Raw genomic sequence first — 19920 nt, 5'->3', positions numbered from 1 at the left:
CGCGTCAACGCGCGCGCATGCCGGTAATGCTCACCTGGCTCGTTTCCAGGTCGAGCGCGCTCTGCACCATGAATTCGATCGGATACGCATCCATGCGGATCATCCCGCGCACCTCGAACGCCAGCACGTTGGCGCGCTGGCCGGCCTCGACGTCCCGCGACGGCGCGACGACGAGCGTCTCCGGTATCAGCCGCGGCTCGAAGTCGAGAATCACGCGGCGGATCACCCGCTCGATCTCGGCCCATTTGCGCGACGCCATGAACGCGCCGGCGAGCGGCGGCATCCCGAAGTTGACGGTCGAGGCCGCCGCTTCGGGAAAACGCTCCCGGTCGATGTGCGAGTCGATGCTCATCGCGTTGAGCAGGAACGCGAGATCGCGCTGGACGATGCCGCGCATCTGCATGCGCGTCACCGCGTATTCGCCGGGGGCCTCCGTCTGGCGTCGCGGCGCGTCGTCGCGCAGGCGGTCGAGCAGCGTCGGCAGCAGGTATGCGTTCGCGCGGCGCGGCGGCGCGACGCCGTCGTTGCCCGGGCGCGCATCGGGGCCGCCGCGCGGTGCGCTCGTGCCGTTCTCATTCAGGTTCATCGGCTCCTCCGTTGCATGCCGGTCGTCATCGCGCGTCGCAGGCCGGAGCCGGCGCGGAGGCCGGCAACGGGCTGTCGATCGCGAGCGTCTGGTGTTCCTGCCGCGTGAGCGCCGGCGGCAGGCCGCCCTGCCGGCGCGCGGCCGTCGCGTGGTACTCGGCCGGCGCGAACAGCCGCAGGATCTCCGGAACCGGCTCGGTGGCGGCCGGATCGGGCCCGTCGCCCGGCGTCAGCGGGCCGAACGCGTCGTCGAGCACGCGCGCGCCCGACAACAGCCCGGCGATCGAATCCGTTGCGTCGACGCCCTCGCGCGCGTCGCCCCGCAGGTCGGGCAGCGGCCGGTGGGCCGCCGTCATCTGCGCCGCCCAGCCGGCCGACAGCGACGCCTGCGGATTCTCGAGCGCGCCGCAGTATTGTTCGTATAACGAATGAATCAGATCCCGGGCCGGCATGGGGCTGTCAGCCGCCGTCGCGTCCGCGATCGCATCGTCGGCCTGGCGGGACGCGAGCGCATCCGCCGCGATCACCGCGTCGATCAGGTCGAGCACTGCGTCGGCGTCGCGCAACATCGCGTCCGGCGAGCCGGCGAGCCGCATGTCCGGCGTCGGCGCGTCGTCGTCGCCGCCGGCTTCCGCCCAGGCATCGGCGCGATGCGGCCGTGGCTCGGTGTAATGCCAATCCGGCTCGATACGGCGAGCCGTTTTAAATGCGCGCATGCCTGCCTCCTCATACGCAATCGATCAACGATGCAACCTGTTCCGGCCTCAATCACCAGCCGGCACGGATTACCTCAATCCAGGGCCCGCATATTTATCGATTCGAATTCATAAAATATGCACCCGAACCATTCAAACAACCAGAAATGCAAATTCGGCGATTTTCAATATTTAACATTCCGATGCCTCGCTTCCCATGAAAGCCCGCCAAATCATTTAACGGAATCTTGCCAACCCGCGTCTCGCGAATCCCGTCGCTTCACGTTCCGAAACAGTCGAACCGGACATTGCGCGCTTCGCGGCGCCGTGCTGTCGCAGCCGGCAAGCCTGCGTGGCGCTTGCCGGCCTTCGCGCCCGGCTCGACGGCCAGTCGGGGTTTCTGAAAGCAGATCATATCGATTGAATTCCGGATGCATCGCCTTCCCGAATGAAAATGAGACATATGACCGTGCTGCACGAGACAAATTGTCCGACACCCATTTTCATGAAACCGTGCCGTTTTCAAGAAAAACTCAAATGAGACACTCGAGCGCATCATGCGAGACAAAATGCTTGTCGCCCCTTTTTCAGACGATTGATTTCGCATTCCATCGCCAGATAGCATGTGTCAACGGATTCACGCAGCACATCGCATAACCCGCATATTCCGGCGGCAAAGAAAATCCGGAATAAACCACCGCAAGGATCTGCTCATGGCGATTTCGCGTCTGGCGCTGTTCGGCAAGCTCGGAGGGACGCTCTTCAAGGGCGTCGAATCGGCGACGGCATTCTGCAAGCTGCGCGGCAACCCGTACGTCGAGCTGGTTCACTGGCTGCACCAGTTGCTGCAGCAGACCGACTCGGACCTCCATCGCATCGTCCGGCACGCCGGCATCGACCGCGACGCGCTGGATCGCGACGTGGCCCGGGCGCTCGCGACGTTGCCGGCGGGCGCAAGCTCGATCAGCGACCTGTCGCATCACATCGAAGCGGCGATCGAGCGCGCGTGGGTGCTGGCGACGCTGCGCTTCGGCGACCGGCGCATCCGCGGCGCGTGGCTCGTCGCGGCGCTCGTGGGCACGCCGGACCTGCGGCGCGTGCTGCTGTCCATTTCGCCGTCATTCGACAGGATTCCTCTGGATCAGATCGACGCACTGCTGCCCGCGTGGATCGAGGGATCGCCGGAAGCGGCCGACGCGCCGCACGACAACAGCGAGTTCGCCGCCGCGGCGCCCGGCGAGGCATCCCAGGCGATGCCGGCCGCCGCGAAAGGCTCCGCGCTCGAACAGTACTGCACCGACCTGACCGCCCGCGCGCGCGACGGCGAGATCGACCCGGTGATCGGCCGGGAGCTGGAAATCCGCACGATGATCGACGTGCTGCTGCGGCGCCGGCAGAACAACCCGCTGCTCACCGGCGAGGCGGGCGTGGGCAAGACGGCCGTCGTCGAAGGGCTCGCGCTCGCGATCGCGCAGGGCGACGTGCCGCCCAGGCTCGCCGACGTGCGGCTGATGAGTCTCGACGCCGGCGCGCTGCTCGCCGGCGCGAGCATGAAGGGCGAGTTCGAGGCGCGCCTGAAAGGCACGCTCGAGGCCGCCGCGAAATCCGCCGCGCCGGTCATCCTGTTCGTCGACGAGATCCACACGCTGATCGGCGCCGGCGGCCAGGCCGGCACCGGCGACGCGGCGAACCTGCTGAAGCCGGCGCTGGCGCGCGGCACGATCCGCACGATCGGCGCGACCACGTGGTCCGAGTACAAGCGGCACATCGAGAAGGACCCCGCGCTGACCCGCCGCTTCCAGGTGCTGCAGGTGCCGGAGCCGGAAGAGCCCGCCGCGATCCACATGGTGCGCGGCGTCGCGCAGACGTTCTCGCGGCATCACGGCGTCGTGGTGCGCGACGAGGCGATCCGCGCGGCGGTGACGCTCTCGCATCGCTATATCCCGTCGCGCCAGTTGCCGGACAAGGCGATCAGCCTGCTCGACACCGCCTGCGCGCGCGTCGCGCTGTCGCAGCAGGCCGCGCCGCGCGAGCTGCAGGACGTCCGCCAGCGCCTGCAGGCCGCGCACGCCGAGCTCGCGCTGCTCGCGCAGGAAGCGCGCATCGGCCTCGCGGCCGACCAGGCGCTCGCCGCCGCCCGCGAGCGGATCGCCGCGCTGTCGGCCGAGGAAGCGGCGGTCGAGACGCGCTGGAACGCGCAGGCCGACGCCGCGCAGGCGCTGCTCGCCGCGCGCGAGGCGGCGCTGTCCGACGCTCCCGAACCACCTGCCGACGCGGGTGACGCCGTGTCCGCCGTGTCGACCGATACGCTGCGCGAGCTCGAGCGCGCGCTCGCCGCGTCGCAGGGCGATGCGCCGCTCGTGTTCCCGGAAGTGAACGAGGCGATCGTCGCGGAGATCGTCGCCGACTGGACCGGCATCCCGGTCGGCCGGATGATGACCGACGAGATCGCGGCGGTGCGCGCGCTGCCCGCCACGCTCGGCGCGCGCGTGATCGGCCAGCCCGATGCGCTGCGCCAGATCGGCGAGCGCGTGCAGACCGCGCGCGCGGGGCTCGCCGATCCGAAGAAGCCGCTCGGCGTGTTCCTGCTCGCCGGCCCGTCGGGCGTCGGCAAGACCGAGACGGCGCTCGCGCTCGCCGAGGCGCTGTACGGCGGCGAACAGAACCTGATCACGATCAACATGAGCGAGTATCAGGAAGCGCACACCGTCTCCGGCCTGAAAGGCGCGCCGCCCGGCTACGTCGGCTACGGCGAGGGCGGCGTGCTGACCGAGGCCGTGCGGCGCCGGCCGTACTCGGTGGTGCTGCTCGACGAGATCGAGAAGGCCCACCGCGACGTGCACGAGATGTTCTTCCAGGTGTTCGACAAGGGCTACATGGAAGACGGCGACGGCCGCTACATCGATTTCCGCAACACGACGATCCTGCTGACGAGCAACGTCGGCGCGGAGCTGAGCGCGAGCCTGTGCGCCGACCCCGCGCGCGCGCCGGACGCCGCGGACCTGCGCGACGCGCTCGCGCCCGAACTCCTGAGGGTGTTCCCCGCCGCGTTCCTCGGGCGCGTCACCGTCGTTCCCTACCGGCCGCTCGAACCCGCGGCGCTCGCGCGCATCGTGCGCCTGCACCTGGAGCGCGTCGTGCGGCGCATGGCCGACAGCCACCGGATCGCGCTCGCCTATGAAGACGCGGTCGTCGACTACGTCGTCGGGCGCTGCCTGGTGCAGGAAACCGGCGCGCGGCTGCTGATCGGCTTCATCGAGCAGCACGTGCTGCCGCGCCTCTCCGCGCTGTGGCTCGACGCGTACGGCTCGCCGGACGCGCTCGCGCGCATCGACGTCGGCGTCGCGGACCCGGCCGCGCCGGCCCCTGACGCGCTCGCGTTCCGCGCCGGCCTCGCAGGCGATGCGACGCCCGAGACGGCGCCCCTTTTCGTCCGGCAGGTCGACTGATCCTGCCCCCTTCCCTCGTTGATGGAGCCACGCATGTCCACATCCAGCAGCTCTCAGAAGTTCATTGCGCGCAACCGGGCGCCCCGTGTGCAGATCGAGTACGACGTCGAAGTCTACGGCTCGGAAAAGAAGGTCGAACTGCCGTTCGTCATGGGCGTGCTCGCCGACCTCTCCGGCAAGCCCGTGACGCCGCTGCCGGCCGTGGCCGACCGGCGCTTCCTCGATATCGACATCGACAACTTCGACGAGCGCATGAAGGCGATCCAGCCGCGCGTCGCGTTCGGCGTCGACAACACGCTGACCGGCGACGGGAAGCTGATGGTCGACATGACCTTCGAAAGCATCGAGGACTTCTCGCCGGCCGCGATCGCCCGCAAGGTCGAGCCGCTGCGGCAGCTGCTCGAGGCGCGCACCCAGCTCGCGAACCTGCAGACCTACATGGACGGCAAGTCGGGCGCCGAGGCGCTCGTGAACCAGCTGCTGCAGGACCCCGGGCTGCTGCGCTCGCTCGCGGCCGCCCCGAAGCCCCAGGCCGCGAACGAAGCGGACGCGGCCGACGCCGCGGGCCGCGAAGACCACGCCCTCTGACCGGCCGAACGGCGCAACCCGGAGAAACGGATCATGAAAAAACCACACACGCAAGCGGCCGTCGCCGAATACGAATCGCAGTCCGACTTCGCGCAACTGCTCACGCACGAGTTCCGGCCGAAGACCGAGCAGGCCCGCGACGCCGTCGAGTTCGCGGTCCGCACGCTCGCCGAGCAGGCGCTCGCGCAATCGGCGACGATCAGCGACGACGCGTACAAGAGCATCGCCGCGATCATCGCGCAGATCGACCGCAAGCTGTCCGCGCAGATCAACCTGATCCTCCATCACGAGGATTTCCAGAAGACCGAATCGGCGTGGCGCGGCCTGCATCACATGGTGTCGAACACCGAGACCGACGAGCACCTGAAGATCCGCTTCATGGACATCTCGAAGGAGGAGCTGCGCCGCACGATGCGGCGCTACAAGGGGCAGGCGTGGGACCAGAGCCCGCTCTTCAAGCAGATCTACGAAGAGGAATACGGCCAGCTCGGCGGCGAGCCGTACGGCTGCCTGATGGCCGACTTCTACTTCGACCACACGCCGCCCGACGTCGACCTGCTCGGCTCGATCGCGAAGGTGGCCGCGGCCGCGCACACGCCGTTCATTTCCGGCGCGGCGCCTTCAGTACTGCAGATGGAATCGTGGCAGGAGCTCGCGAACCCGCGCGACCTCACGAAGATCTTCACGCAGAACCTCGAATACGCGTCGTGGAACTCGCTGCGCAACACCGACGATGCGCGCTACATCGGCCTCGCGATGCCGCGCTTCCTGTCGCGGCTGCCGTACGGCGTGCAGACCAATCCGGTCGACGAGTTCGATTTCGAGGAAGACACCAACGGCGCCGATCACCGCCACTACGCGTGGACCAATGCGGCCTATGCGATGGGCGTGAACATCAACCGGTCGTTCCGGCAGTACGGCTGGTGCTCGCTGATCCGCGGCGTCGAGTCGGGCGGCACGGTCGAGAGCCTGCCGTGCCATACGTTCCCGACCGACGACGGCGGCGTCGACATGAAGTGCCCGACCGAGATCGCGATCTCGGACCGGCGCGAGGCGGAGCTGTCGAAGAACGGCTTCATCCCGCTCGTGCACCGCAAGAACACCGACCACGCGACCTTCATCGGCGCGCAGTCGGTGCACAAGCCGGCCGAGTACGACGACATCGACGCGACCGCCAACGCGAACCTGTCCGCGCGCCTGCCGTACCTGTTCGCGTGCTCGCGCTTCGCGCACTACCTGAAGTGCATCGTGCGCGACAAGGTCGGCGCGTTCAAGGAGCGCGAGGACATGCAGCGCTGGCTGAACGAATGGATCATGAACTACGTCGATGCGGACCCGGCCAACTCGTCGCAGGACACCAAGGCGCGCCGGCCGCTCGCGGCCGCCGAGGTGGTGGTCGAGGAAGCGGAAGGCAACCCCGGCTACTACCAGGCGAAGTTCTTCCTGCGGCCGCACTTCCAGCTCGAAGGGCTGACCGTGTCGCTGCGGCTGGTCGCGAAGCTGCCGTCGATCAAGGAAGCCGCCTGAGGCAACGCAGGCCGGCGTCCCCACCGCCGGCCGGGATCACGATCCTTGCCGCATCCGGCGCCCCGTGAGACCGGCCGTTTTTACCTCCACCCGAGAGAGCAAGCACATGGCACAGGACATTTTTCTGAAGATCGACGGCATCAACGGCGAATCGCTCGACGACAAGCACAAGGACGAAATCGAAGTCCTGAACTGGGACTGGGAAATCGAGCAGGAATCCACGATGCATTCCGGCAGCGGCGGCGGCGCCGGCAAGGCGAGCGTCAGGGACCTGACGTTCGAGCACGCGATCGACCGCGCGAGCCCGAACCTGATGAAGTACGCGCTGACCGGCAAGCACGTCGACCAGGCCGTGCTCGTGATGCGCAAGGCCGGCGGCAATCCGCTCGAATACCTGAAGCTCACGATGAGCGACGTGCTCGTCACGCGCGTGCGTCCGTCGGGCAGCCGGACCGACACCGAAGGCAGCCGCGAGACGGTGTCGCTGTCGTTCGCGCGGGTCAAGCAGGAGTACGTCGTGCAGAACGCGCAGGGCGGCAGCGGCGGCGCCGTCACGACCAGCTTCGACATCAAGGGCAACAAGGAAGCCTGAGCGGCGGCCCCGCGGCCTGGCGGGGCGTCGACGACGCCCGCCGGGCCGCGCCCGCCTTCGACCGACCTCCCCCGGCACCGTGCACCCGAATGCGCCCGATCACTCCCGTTACCGCCGCTACCGCCGTTGCGTCCGCGCTGCTGCTCGCCGCCTGCGCGAGCGGCACGCCGAAGCCGAAGGAACCGCTGCTGCTCGACCTGGCCGTGAACGCGGCGCCCACGGTCAACCCGGACGACCGCAACCGCGCGGCGCCGATCGTCGTGCGCGTCTACGAACTGAAGACCGACGGCGCGTTCAACGCCGCCGACTTCTTCACGCTGCAGGACCGGGACAAGACCGTGCTGGCCGACGACCTCGTCGCGCGCGAGCAGTTCCTGCTGCGCCCGGGCGAGCACCGCGCGATCCGGCGCAAGGCCGATCCCGCGACGACCGCGCTCGGCGTGGTCGCGGCCTACCGCGACCTGCCGCACGCGGTGTGGCGCGCGGTCTACCCGCTGCCGGCCGCGCACGACGCGGCGTGGTATCGCGTGTGGTCGTCGAAGCTGAAGCTGACCATCGATCTCGACAGCAACGCGGTCAAGATCACCGAACCCGCCAAATGACACTGACACGAAGATCGGAACGAAACCATGAGCTGGCATAACAAGGTCGTCTGGAGCGAGGGGCTGTTCATGCGCCCGCAGCTGTTCCAGCAGCAGGAGCGCTACCTCGAACACTTTGCGCACAAGCGCGCGGCGCCGCTCTCGCCGTTCTTCTTCGGCTTCAGCCACTACAGCCTCGATACCGAGGCGCCCGCGCTCGGCAAGATCGTCGTGAAATCGGCGAGCGGCGTGTTCGCCGATGGCACCCCGTTCGACGCGCCGGGCAGCACGCCGCCGCCCGCGCCGCTCACGATCCGCCCCGAGCACCTGGACCAGCTGATCTACCTGGCCGTGCCGATCCGCGTGCCGAACGGCGAGGAGACCGCGTTCGAGCATGCCGCGGACTCGCTCGCGCGCTACCTCGTGTTCGACACCGACCTGCGCGACACGAACTCGATCGGCCAGGGGCCGAAGACGGTCCAGCTGTCGAACCTGCGGCTGCGGCTGCTGCCGGAGAAGGAGCTGACGGACGCGTGGATCGGCCTCGCACTGACGCGCGTGAAGGCGATCCGCGCCGACGCGAGCATCGAGCTCGACGACACGCTGGTCCCGCCGGTGGTCGGCTACGGCGCGAGCGACCTGCTCGCGAGCTGGCTCGCGAAGATCCACGACTTGACGCGGCTGCGCGCGAACGCGCTCGCCGAACGCCTGACCGGCGCGGACGGCAAGCCCGGCACGACCGCCGAAGTGTCCGACTACCTGCTGCTGCAGGCGCTCAACCGCTACGAGCCGCTGCTGCAGCATCTGCAGCGGGTGCCGACCACGTCGCCCGCCGACCTGTATGCGCTCTTCGTCAGCATGGCGGGCGAGCTGTCGACCTACGTGCGCACCGACACGCGCCGCCCGCTCGACTCGCATCCGCCGTACCAGCACGTCGCGCCGCACCTGTGCCTGAAGCCCGTGGTCGACGACACGCATCGGCTGCTCAACGCGGTGCTCGTGCGCAGCGCGCAGAGCATCGCGCTCGCCGACCAAGGCCACGGGATGCGCAACGCCGTCGTCGACCCGGCCGACATGCAGGGCTTCAGCGCGGTCGTGCTCGCGGTGCATGCGCAGATGCCGCCCGACCTGCTGCAGCAGCAGTTCGCCGCGCAGGCGAAGGCCGGGCCGTCCGAGCGCCTGCCGGACCTGGTGCGCAGCCATCTGTCCGGCATCGCGCTGCAGGCGCTGCCGGTGCCGCCGCGGCAGATCCCGTTCAACGCGGGCTACGTCTACTACGAGCTCGCGCGCACCGGGCCGCTGTGGGAGGAAGTCGCGCGGCACGGCGGGCTCGCGCTGCACGTCGCCGGCGAGTTTCCGTCGCTGAAGCTGGAGCTGTGGGGCATTCGCGGCTAGCCGCGCACATCCTGACGAATCGAACGAACCGGGGGAAACCCAGTGACCTCAGAAGCCGTGTACCGTCCGGAGCCGTCCGGTCCGGAAACGCGTGGCCCCGCCACAATGCCGCCCACGCCGCTCGCGTCGCGCGGCGCCGCGCCCGTGCCGCCGGCGGAGCCGCCCGCCGCCCGCCTCGCCGCGATCCAGGCCGCCCGCAACCCGCTGCTGGAAGCGAGCCGGCCGCTGTTGCGGGCGCTGGCCGACATGCCCGACCAGCTCGACCGCGAAGGCATCCGGCAATTGCGGCTGCTGCTCGAACAGGAAGTGCGCCTGTTCCAGCGCTTCTGCGAGCAGGCGAACCTGCGCCGCGATCACGTGCTCGGCGCGCGCTACTGCCTGTGCACCGCGCTCGACGAAGCGGCGATGCAGACCGCGTGGGCGCGCTCCGGCGACAGCAGCCTCGGTGCGTGGATCAGCGAAGGGCTCGCGACCACCTTCCACGAGGACCGCCAGGGCGGCGACAAGGTGTACCTGCTGATCGGGCGGCTGATGAACGCGCCGCAGGAGCACCTCGACCTGCTCGAAGTGATCTACCGGGTGCTGAGCCTCGGCTTCGAGGGCCGCTACCGCTACGAAGCCGACGGCCAGCGCAAGCACGAGGCCGTGCGCCAGCGGCTCCACAACGAGATCGCGGCGCAGCACGGGCCGGTGTCCGTCGCGCTGTCGCCGCACTGGAAATCCGATGCGCGCGGCAGGCGCCTGTCGATCCACGACTTCCCCGTATGGATCACGGCCACCGCGCTGTCGGTGCTCCTGCTCGGCGCGTTCGGCTACTTCAAGTACGCGCTGCTGACCCGCAGCGCCGACGTGGAAAAGCAGATCGTCGCGATCGGCCGCATGACGCCGCCGCCGCCCCCGGCCGCGCCCGCGCTGCGGCTTGCCGCGCTGCTCAAGAACGAGATCGCCGCCGGCACGGTCAGCGTCGACGAAGACGCCCGCCACAGCTCGGTGACGTTCCGCGGCGACGCGATGTTCCCGCCGGGCAAGGCGGCGGTGAACGCGTCGAGCGGGCCGCTGATCGCGAAGATCGCCGCCGAGATCGCCAGGGTGCCGGGCAAGGTGACGGTGCTCGGCTACACCGACAACGCACCGGTCAGGGGCAGCCCGTTCCCGTCGAACGAAGCGCTGTCCGAGGCGCGCGCGGCGCAGGTGATGCGGATGCTGCAGGCCGCCGGCGTGCCGGCGAACCGCCTGGCGGCGCTCGGCAGGGGCGCGGCGAACCCGGTCGGCGACAACCGGACCGTGCCGGGCCGCGCGCTGAACCGCCGCGTCGAAATCACCGTCGCGCCATAACTGCCAATCGACTACCCGATATGAACAAGGTCCTGTCCTTTCTGGCGTCGCGCCAGTTCCTCTCCTTCGCCGCGCTCGTCATCGTCGCGCTGCTGATCTGGTTCATCGGCCCGTTCGTCGCGTTCGGCGGCCTCAAGCCGCTCGCGGGCGCCGGCATGCGCGTCGTCGTGATCGCGCTGCTGCTGGCCGGCGTGCTGCTCTGGCTCGCGGGCTGGTCGACCAGCGTCGTGTTCGTCGCGCTGCTGTGCCTGCTGATCTGGCATGCGTCGCCGCTGCTCGCGTTCGGACCCGCCACGCCGTTCGCGCCGGAGTCCGCGCGGGTCATCGCGATCGCGGTCGTGCTCGCGGCGTTCATCGTCTACCTCGCGTTCCTGCTGCTGCGGAAGATGCGCAGCGACCCGGACTTCCTCAAGCACCTCGTCGAGTTCGGCAGCCGCAAGGCGGCGTCGCCCGCCGCCGGCCGGCTGGTTCGCGTGAACGCGGCGGTCGCCGGCGCGCTGGCGCGGCTGAAGGCGATGCGCACCGGCGCCCGCGGGCTCGGCCGCCTGTTCCAGGGCAAGCGCTACCTCTACGAGCTGCCGTGGTACATCGCGCTCGGCTCGGCAGCGTCCGGCAAGACCAGCGCGCTGCTCAACGCCGGCCTGTCGTTTCCGGTGGCGTCGCAGATGCAGCGCGCGGCGGGCATGCCCGCGCACCATGACGGCACCGTCGACTGGTGGCTGACCAACGACGCGGTGCTGATCGATACGGCCGGCCATTACACGCGGCACGGCACATCGCGGCATCCGCTGCCGCCGCGCCCCGCCGGCCCGTCGTCGGCCGGAGCCGCCGCCGGCAACGCCGACACCGCTCGTCCCGACGCGCAGGCGGCAGGCAGGGACCGCGCCGCAACCGCCTCGGCCAGCGCCGGCGTCCCGCAGGAAGACGACCGCACATGGCGGCAGACCGTCGACGAGGCCGAGTGGCTCGGCTTCCTGCGCGTGCTGCGCAAGCATCGCCCGCGCGCGCCGATCAACGGCGCGCTGCTCGCCGTCGACGTCGCCGAACTGGCTGGCGCCGACGAGCACGCGCGCGACGCCGAAGCCGCCGCATTGCGCGCGCGGCTCGCCGATCTGCGCACCGAGCTCGGCATCCGCTTCCCCGTCTACCTCGTGATCACGAAGATGGACCGGCTGCCCGGCTTCAGCGAGTACTTCAGCTCGCTGACCACGGAAGGCCGCGCGCAGACCTGGGGCTTCACGCTCCCGTACGGCACGGAGACCCTGGCGACCGACGGGTTCCGCGCACGCTGCGCGACCGAGCTGGACGCGCTGGCCGCGCGGCTCGCCGCAGGCGTCAATGCGCGTCTGCTGGAGGAGCACGATACGCTCAGGCGCCGCCGGCTCGCCGCGTTCGCCGAGGAATTCCTCGTGCTGATGCGCTCGCTCGACGCGTTGATCGACCGCGTGTTCGTCGATTCCCGCTACGACGACACGCAGCGCCACGCGACGCTGCGCGGCGTGTACTTCACGAGCGCCGCGCAGACCGGCGGCGAGATCGTGGTGGAGCGACGCACCGTGGTGCAGCGTCTCGCGGCCGTCATCGGACGCGTGCCGGCCACGGCCGCGCCCGCGCACGAAGGCAGCCAGGGCTTCTTCCTCCACGACCTGCTCACGAAGATCGTGTTTGCGGACATGCACCTCGTGTCCCCCAACCTGCGCTGGGAGTACCGCTTCCGCACGCTGCGCCTGACCGGCCACGCGCTCGCGCTGCTGCTGTTCGCGTGGCTGGCGATCGGCCTGCGCGTCAGCATGGGCAACAACAGCGACTATCTCGACGCGATCGCGCGCAAGACGGTCGCGCTCGGCGCCCGGGTCGGCCAGCTGTACAAGGCGCCGAAGCCCGAGGCCGTGCCCGACGTGCTGACCGACGCGCGCTACCTGCCGACCTTCCCCGGGCTCGACCTGTCGGACCCGTCGGGCGGCTGGCGCTTCGGGCTGTACACGCCGCCCGGCGTCGTCGCGGAAAGCCGCCACACCTACGATGCGCTCGAAGACAACCTGCTGCTGCCGCAGATCGTCAAGCGCATCGAGGCCGTGCTCGCGCAGGCGATCGCGAACCGCGACCCGAAGACCGCGTACGACGCGCTGCGCGTCTACCTGATGCTGTACGACAAGACGCGCTTCAATGCCGCGCAGGTCGAGGCGTGGGTGCTCGACGACTGGGCCCGCACCGACAGCGCGACGGTGTTCGGCGGACGCGCGTCGATGGTTTCCCACGTCGGGCAGTTGTTCTCCGGCGAGCGCGTCGTGCAGTCCCCGCGGATCCGCAACGATGCGCTGATCCAGCAGGCGCGCACGTTCCTCGACGGCAGCAACGCCACCGAGCGGCTCTACGAGCGCGCGAAGGCGGCGATGCAGAAGGAAGCGCCGGACGAGTTCACGCTGCTGCGGGCCGTCGGCCCGCAGGCCGGGCTGGTCTTCTCGCGCGCGAGCGACGCGCCGCTGTCGCGTGGCGTGCCGGGCCTCTTCACGTTCGACGGCTACCGGCGCCTGTTCGACAAGCGGCTGCCCGAGTTCGTGCAGGTCGCGCGCGACGACGACGCGTGGGTGATGGGCCGCTCCTATCTCGGCGAGGCTCAAAAAAAAACGGCGGCGCTCGCGCGTGACGCGGCCGGCGCGGACGATCCGCTGACCGAAGCGATCCGCCGCCAGTACCTGATGGAATACGCGCGGCAGTGGGACGATTTTCTCGGCGACATCCGCACCGTGACCGGGACGAGCCTCGGGTTCAACCTGCTGGTGCTGCGCAGCTTCGCGGCGCCGGATTCGCCGCTTGCGCGCCTCGCGCGCGCGGCGGTCCGCGAAACCACCCTCGCCCAGCCGATCGCCGCGGCCGACCACTCATTCCTGCAGCGGGCGACCGACACGCTCGGCCAGACAGCGGACAAGGCCGACAAGGTCGACAAGGCGCTCGGCATCCGCGCCGAGGAGCGCGTCGAGCGCGAGCTCGTCGACAGTCATTTCGCGGCGCTGCGCGAAATCGTGACGGGCAGCGCGGACACGCAGGCGGGCGCGCCGCCCGCCGCCGCGCCTGCGGCCAGGACCGGCCTCGACGGCGTGACGAACCTGCTGAACGACTACTACACCGCGCTGACGGTGGCCGACGACGCGCTGTCCAACAACAGCATGCCGCCCGCCAGCGACGCCGCGGCGAAGCTGAAGATGGCCGCGAACACGATGCCCGCGCCGGTTCGCGCGGTGCTGCTCGAACTGTCCGCGCAGGGCTCGCGCGAGGTGAACCGGGGCATCGGCCAGCTGCTGTCGCGGCAGCTCGCGGCGACCGTCGGCGACGCGTGCCGGCTCACGATCGAAGGCAATTACCCGTTCGTCGCCGCGAGCCGGCGCGACGTCGGCATCGACGACTTCACGCGGGTGTTCGCGCACGGCGGCATCATCGACGATTTCTTCACGAAGACGCTGGCGCCGTTCGTCGACACGTCGGCGAAGCCGTGGCGCTACAAGACGCTGCCCGGCGCGACCGAGCCCGTGCAGGGCCCGGACCTCGAGCCGTTCCAGCATGCGAAGGCGATCCGCGAGATCTTCTTCGGCGATCCGGGCCGCAAGCAGCTCGCCTGGAAGGCCGATCTCCGGGTGCCCGAGCTGGACCCGTCGATCACGGGCCTGACGATCGACGTCGACGGGCAGACGACGCTCTACCAGCACGGCCCCGTCGCGCCGTTCACGGTCACGTGGCCGGGGCCGCGCGGCGGCGTCCATGCGGAGATCACCGCGCAGCCGCGCATCCGGCCCGACACGTCGACGGTGTCGACCGACGGCCCGTGGGCGCTGCTGCGCCTGTTGCAGAAGGGCCAGGTGATCGAGACGGCGACGCCCGGGCGCACGCGCGTCGCGCTCGACTTCGACGGCCGCAAGGCCGTGCTCGACATCGCGAACGCCGGCAGCGTGGCAAATCCGCTGACCAGCAACGTGCTGCAGAGCTTTCATTGCCCCGGCTCGATGCCGACGTTCAGCCTGACCGACACGGGGCCGCCGCCGGGGTTGCCGCCGGGGAGTCCGGGCGGCAATCCCGGTCAGGACGCCGGGCAGCGGCGATATCGCGCGGGGGGCGCCTGACCCGGCCAGGGTTTCCGGCGCAACTTAGCGCGGCATCGTCCGCAGCGACGACGGGCCGCCCGTCAGCGCGATCCGCTTGCCCGTGTCGTGCAGCCTGCCGCCGTTGACCGCGTACAGCGCAAGCTGCCGCTCGACGTTGAACTGCACGATCACGTGACGGCTGTCGGCCGTGAACACGATGCCTTGCGCGGCCTCGCCGCCGGTTGCTTCGCCGGCCTTGACGGCCTGACCGTCGCGGATCGCGAACAGCAGCACCTTGCCGAGCTTGTGGCGGCCCGGATTGTCGGGCGTCAGGTTCGAGCCGTCCATCGCCTGCACGGCGATCCACTTGCCGTCCGGCGAGATCGCGACGCCCTCCGGCAGGGACGGCACGCTCAGGTACTGGACCGTGCGGAACGGCGTGCGCGACACGTCGATCAGCGCGATCGTATCGGCGTCGCCCGCGAGCTTGCCGGCATAGCCCGGCAGGCCGGCGAGCCCGACGTTGCTGACCACGGCCCAGCGGCCGTCGCTCGACACGTCGATCGTATACGGCGCGACGCCGCTGCTCAGGCGCGTGCCGCTGTCGGTGACCTTGCCGTCGTCGACGTTCAGCACCGCGACGCCCTGCTCGTCGCGCAGCGCGACGAGCGCGTGCGCGCCGTCGTGCGTGAAGCTGACGCCGGCGAGCCGCTTCTTGCCGATCTTCAGGTTGCCGTCGAGCGTCACGCGCGTGCCGTCGCGCGTGCCATCGATATGCAGCACCGACACGCCGCCGTCGACGTCCGTAACGAGCGCGAGCCGGCCCGAGCGGTCGATCGCGATGCCCTGCGGATGCGCGCCGAGCTCGATGCGCGTGACGGCGGGCGGCGACGCCTTGAGATCCACGACCTGCAGGAACGTATCGAAGACGAGCCGCTTCCCGGCCTGGTCGTAGCGGGTCGGCGCGGCGACGAGCGCGACGCTCGCGTCGGGCGTGACCGCCGCCGCCTGCGGCGGCCCCTGGATGCCGTTCTCGACGTCGACCTGCAGCGCCACCTTCGGCGGGAACACGCCGGCGTCGAGCAGCGTCAGCGTGTCGGACGGCGGCGCCGCCAGATAGGTGTCGCGACCCTCGACCCGCTGGTACTTGCCGTCGTTGGCCGACACGATCCAGTCGGCGGCGTGCGTGGCCAGCGAGGCCGCCGCGAGCGTCAGCCCGGCAAGCAGGCGGACATGCCGCACACGTGAAAGATTCGATTGCATTTGCGCTCCGCTTTTCATTGTTTGATTGAGGCTCGCGCGACGTGGCCACGTCGCGCCGCACCATGGTACCCGGAACAGGATTGTCGCCGAAATCCCAAGGAAATAATCGGCTTGATTGACAATCAGATTTAATTCAATTACCACAAAATCAAACATTATTATTGATCGAGAAATCACACTTTTGCTCGAAATCAATTCCATTGTTTCAAATAAAGCAATCAAAATCCACGCGACACCGTTTCGCTTTTTGATTCATACGCACATTTTATTTCAGTTTTTGCTGGCCAATGACGGTTGGATGCTCCATAAATCGCCATATTTTTCAATTTTTAAGTCTCGACGTGAAATTTATTTAATGTTAAAAGTATCGAAATTAACCTCCTGATCTTCTATCGATGATTTAAATACAGTTCGCAGAGCAGACCTTCGAAAGGCTTATCTGCTTCCCGTTAATCACGTCAACACGCTCTAATCTCGAGATCATTGATGCACACTGCCTTTTCTTACGCGCCCCCCGAGAAACGCCGTCTGTCCGGTGAATCCGTCCACGCGCAGGCCATGGAGATTTTGGGGCTTGTGATGAAGCATCGCCGTGTCGCGGCCCAGAGCCCTTGCGAGGGCACACTGTGCCCGACATGTCTTGGCCCGCATCTCGACCGGGTCATGAAGGCGATCGAGCGCGACGAGCCTGTCGTTTTCGTCCTGCCGGCCTTTCCCGCCAAATCGCCAAACCCGGGCAAGGTGCTCGGCCCGACGCCCGACATGGCCGAGCGGCAGTCGCTCGCGTTTCTCAACGATCTCTGCAACCGCATCGGCGCCGTGTACGCCCCAGGGGCGCGAATCATTCTGTGCTCGGACGGCCGCGTCTTCAGCGACGCGGTCGGGATGAACGAAAGCGACGTCACGGCGTACCAGCAGGGGATCTCGGCCTTGATCGAGGAGCTCGGCGCGAACGCGCTCGGCACCTTCAACCTGGATGACGTCTTTCCCGGCAGCGGCTTCGACGAGATGCGCGCGCACCTCATGGCAAGCCATGGCCAGCCCCTCGAAGAGCTGCAGGCCGCCGTCCGGGCGGGCGGCGAGGCCCAGCGCATGTACTGCGGAATCACGCGGTTTCTCGTCGAGGACGCCACCCGGCCCGACATGAACATCAGCAAGACGGCGCTGCAGAAGGAATGCCGCGAGCGCGCGTACCACGTCGTGCAGCGCAGCAAGGCATGGGATGGGCTCCTCGCGACGATCTTTCCCGATGCGGTGCGCCTGTCGATCCATCCGCAGAGCTGCGGCAGCAGGAAGATCGGCATCCACATGATGGCGACGGCGGACGGATGGCTCACGCCCTGGCATGGCGTCGCGGCACTGGTGAACGGCAGTTTCATGTTGCTCAAGCGACGTGAGGCCGAAGCGGCGGGCGCAGAGCTCGTCTTTCAAAACGGACGTCCGAGCCATTACGTTCTCGATGATACGGCGTCGCTCAATCGGGAAATCGGCGCGGCCGACCGGGAGGAATGAAGATGATCTACGAGACGACAAAGGTTACGCCGTTCGGATTGATGGTGCGGCCGGCGTCCGGTAACGCGGACGTGCGCGAACTGCCTGCCGAACGCATGCGCGAGCTGGCGCGGCAACACCACTTGCTGGTGCTTCGAGGTTTCAAGACGTTCGATGGCGCCGAGGCTTTCGAGGAATATTGCGGCAGTTGGGGCGAGATCAGCGAGTGGCCGTTCGGCAAGACCCTCGAACTGGTCGAACACGAAAAACCCGCCGACCACATCTTCGACAACAACTACGTGCCCCTTCACTGGGACGGCATGTACCGGAAACAGGTGCCGGAGTTTCAGATATTCCACTGCGTCAGCGCCCCCCAGGTCGAGCAGGGCGGACGCACCACGTTCTCGAACACGAGGACTTTGCTGGAGCGGGCTGCGCCCCAAGCCCGCGCGCTCTGGGACAAGGTGACCGGCGTCTATCATCGCAAGATGGAGTTCTACGACAGCAAGACGATTGCCCCGATCGTCGCGACTCACCCGATTCAAGGTTTTCCGGTCGTCCGCTATAACGAGCCATCCATCGAAGGCGACGACAGCTTCGTCAATCGCCCAACCCTGGCGTTCACCGGTGTCGACGAAGCCGACATCGGCGACTTTCATCGCAGTTTGCGCGCGGCACTTTACGCGCCCGAGAACTTCTACGCGCACTCATGGCAGACCGGCGACGTGGTGATTTCGGATAACTACACGCTGCTCCACGGTCGCGAAGGATTCACGAGCGGCGCGCCGCGACACCTCCGCCGTGTGCACGTCCTTGGCAACCCGCCGCTCGACAACCCCCACCTGGTGGCATACGCATGAGCACGCCGGAAACAGACGTCGTCATCGTCGGCGCGGGTCCCGTGGGGCTTCTCTGCGCCTACCTGGGGCGGTTGTGCAATCTGCGCACGCTGGTCGTCGACAAATCGGCCGCGCCGCTTCAGGCGGGGCGGGCCGACGCACTCAATGCGCGCACGTTGCAACTGCTCGAGATCATCGATCTGTTCGACGATCTTTATCCCAAGGGGAAGCCTTGCAACACGAGCTCCGTGTGGGCCGGAGGCAAATTCGTTTCGCGTCAGTCGACGTGGTGGGAAGCGCTGGAAGGCTGCTTTCACAAGCATTTCCTCATGCTTGGGCAGTCGTTCGTCGAGCAGTTGCTGGACGAGAAGCTCGAGGACGTGGATGCCGCGGTACGGCGCAACACGTCCGTCACCGACATCAAGGTCGCCGACGATGGATGCACGACGACGCTGTCGACCGGCGAGACCATCAGGTCCAGGTTCGTGATCGGCGCGGATGGCTCACGCTCGTTCGTGCGTGACCTCTTCAAGGTTCCGTTCGAGGTGACGCGTCCGCAATTGATCTGGGCGGTCCTGGATGGCGTCATCGAGACCGACTTCGTGAAGGTGCCGGAAATCATCGTCTTTCAGGCCGAGACCTCCGACGTGGCGTGGATTCCGCGCGAGGGGAACCTTGACCGCTTTTATGTCCGCATGGATACCAGGGATTTCACTGTCGAGCAGGCGGTCGCGAAGATCAACCGCGCGATGCAGCCGCACGCGCTGCGCTTCAAGGAGCTCGTCTGGTTCTCGCAGTTCTCGGTGAAGGAATCGGTGGCCGAGCACTATGCCATTGCCGACAGGATCTTCCTGGCCGGCGATGCCTGCCACATTCACTCGGTGAACGGCGGTCAAGGTCTGAATACCGGCCTGGCGGATGCCTTCAACATCATGTGGAAGATGAGCATGGTGCTGCACTCCGGCGCGCCGATGGCGCTGCTGCGCACCTACGAGCAGGAGCGCAAGCCGGTGGCCATGGGCGTGGTCGAGACGTCGAGCGAGCTCGTGCGCTCCACCAAGTACTCCGAGACCGGAACACACGCGGATGACTACGTCAGGATCGTCGAGAAGCGAGCCGGCTACATCACCGGAATGGGCATTCGCTACGGCAAGCACGAGCTGCACGGCAAGCGCTTGCTCGACTTCATGATCCGCAATGGTGGGGAGCAGGCTGACACGCGCATCTATTCGCTTCTGGACTATCGATCTTTCACGCTTCTCGTGTTCGGCGACTGCAACGCGACATTGGACCTGCCGGCATTCGTAAACGTGATTCGGATTCCAGAAGAAACGAGCCCGTATGCGAATCAGATGATCCTGGTTCGCCCGGATTCGTACATCGCCGCGTCTTCTTCCCTTTCCGACGTCTCTCCGATCACGGCTTATTTCGATTCGATGTTGAGCCGGGCTGTGGCGTAGAACCGGCGACTCCGGCGCAACGTTGCGCAGCTCGAATACATGGC

Annotated in this window: 14 protein-coding genes; 11 read left to right on the top strand and 3 right to left on the bottom strand. The window is 68.0% G+C overall.

What is annotated here, in order from left to right; all coding sequences use genetic code 11:
* Window positions 1-4: 4 nt before the first annotated feature.
* Together tssE and ACFIMZ_RS35745 are read right to left on the bottom strand one after the other, a co-directional pair.
* Window positions 5-586 carry a type VI secretion system baseplate subunit TssE gene (gene tssE / locus ACFIMZ_RS35750; protein WP_431825973.1) on the bottom strand — a complete coding sequence of 194 codons (582 nt, stop codon included), beginning with the start codon at window positions 584-586 and terminating at the stop codon, window positions 5-7.
* 25 nt (window positions 587-611) lie between these two features.
* Window positions 612-1301 (bottom strand): TagK domain-containing protein, encoded by a 690-nt coding sequence (locus ACFIMZ_RS35745; protein ID WP_431825972.1) that lies wholly within the window; start codon window positions 1299-1301, stop codon window positions 612-614.
* 692 nt (window positions 1302-1993) lie between these two features.
* Between ACFIMZ_RS35745 and tssH the strand changes: the two genes are divergently transcribed.
* From tssH to tssM, 8 genes are all read left to right on the top strand, one after another.
* On the top strand, window positions 1994-4729 hold the full coding sequence (gene tssH / locus ACFIMZ_RS35740; RefSeq protein WP_431825971.1) for a type VI secretion system ATPase TssH: 2736 nt from the start codon (window positions 1994-1996) through the stop codon (window positions 4727-4729).
* Between the two features lie 33 nt (window positions 4730-4762).
* Window positions 4763-5317, top strand: coding sequence for a type VI secretion system contractile sheath small subunit (gene tssB / locus ACFIMZ_RS35735; RefSeq protein ID WP_431825970.1), 555 nt, complete (start codon window positions 4763-4765; stop codon window positions 5315-5317).
* Window positions 5318-5350: 33 nt separating this feature from the next.
* The gene (gene tssC / locus ACFIMZ_RS35730) at window positions 5351-6844 is read left to right on the top strand and encodes a type VI secretion system contractile sheath large subunit (protein ID WP_431825969.1); all 1494 of its coding nucleotides are present in this window, start codon (window positions 5351-5353) and stop codon (window positions 6842-6844) included.
* A gap of 106 nt (window positions 6845-6950) precedes the next feature.
* Window positions 6951-7436: an Hcp family type VI secretion system effector gene (locus tag ACFIMZ_RS35725; RefSeq protein ID WP_431825968.1), complete on the top strand. Its 486-nt coding sequence runs from the start codon at window positions 6951-6953 to the stop codon at window positions 7434-7436.
* Window positions 7437-7525: 89 nt separating this feature from the next.
* The gene (gene tssJ, locus ACFIMZ_RS35720; RefSeq protein ID WP_431825967.1) at window positions 7526-8038 is read left to right on the top strand and encodes a type VI secretion system lipoprotein TssJ; all 513 of its coding nucleotides are present in this window, start codon (window positions 7526-7528) and stop codon (window positions 8036-8038) included.
* Window positions 8039-8065: 27 nt separating this feature from the next.
* Window positions 8066-9412 (top strand): type VI secretion system baseplate subunit TssK, encoded by a 1347-nt coding sequence (tssK, locus tag ACFIMZ_RS35715; protein WP_431825966.1) that lies wholly within the window; start codon window positions 8066-8068, stop codon window positions 9410-9412.
* 105 nt (window positions 9413-9517) lie between these two features.
* A complete protein-coding gene (gene tssL, locus ACFIMZ_RS35710) occupies window positions 9518-10747 on the top strand; it encodes a type VI secretion system protein TssL, long form (protein ID WP_431826037.1) in 1230 nt (409 codons plus the stop codon).
* A gap of 20 nt (window positions 10748-10767) precedes the next feature.
* Complete coding sequence (gene tssM / locus ACFIMZ_RS35705; protein ID WP_431825965.1) at window positions 10768-14862, top strand: type VI secretion system membrane subunit TssM; 4095 nt, start codon at window positions 10768-10770, stop codon at window positions 14860-14862.
* Between the two features lie 24 nt (window positions 14863-14886).
* Here tssM and ACFIMZ_RS35700 read toward each other — a convergent pair whose 3' ends face one another.
* Window positions 14887-16086 (bottom strand): YncE family protein, encoded by a 1200-nt coding sequence (locus tag ACFIMZ_RS35700; protein WP_431825964.1) that lies wholly within the window; start codon window positions 16084-16086, stop codon window positions 14887-14889.
* Window positions 16087-16572: 486 nt separating this feature from the next.
* Here ACFIMZ_RS35700 and ACFIMZ_RS35695 point away from each other — a divergent pair, with 486 nt between their 5' ends.
* The 3 genes from ACFIMZ_RS35695 to ACFIMZ_RS35685 are packed head-to-tail and all read left to right on the top strand — an operon-like array spanning window position 16573 to window position 19876.
* Entirely contained in the window at window positions 16573-17598 is a 1026-nt protein-coding gene (locus tag ACFIMZ_RS35695; RefSeq protein ID WP_431825963.1) for an L-tyrosine/L-tryptophan isonitrile synthase family protein, read from the top strand.
* Window positions 17599-17600: 2 nt separating this feature from the next.
* Window positions 17601-18437: a TauD/TfdA dioxygenase family protein gene (locus ACFIMZ_RS35690; RefSeq protein ID WP_431825962.1), complete on the top strand. Its 837-nt coding sequence runs from the start codon at window positions 17601-17603 to the stop codon at window positions 18435-18437.
* Window positions 18434-19876 (top strand): FAD-binding protein, encoded by a 1443-nt coding sequence (locus ACFIMZ_RS35685; RefSeq protein ID WP_431825961.1) that lies wholly within the window; start codon window positions 18434-18436, stop codon window positions 19874-19876. Before ACFIMZ_RS35690 ends, ACFIMZ_RS35685 begins: the two co-directional genes overlap by 4 nt.
* Window positions 19877-19920: the final 44 nt, after the last annotated feature.

Origin of the sequence: Burkholderia sp. F1 (assembly GCF_050813845.1) — a bacterium.
Classification (GTDB): domain Bacteria; phylum Pseudomonadota; class Gammaproteobacteria; order Burkholderiales; family Burkholderiaceae; genus Burkholderia; species Burkholderia ubonensis.
Note: the sequence above shows the minus strand (reverse complement) of the source record. Positions and strands in the feature narration are given on the sequence as shown.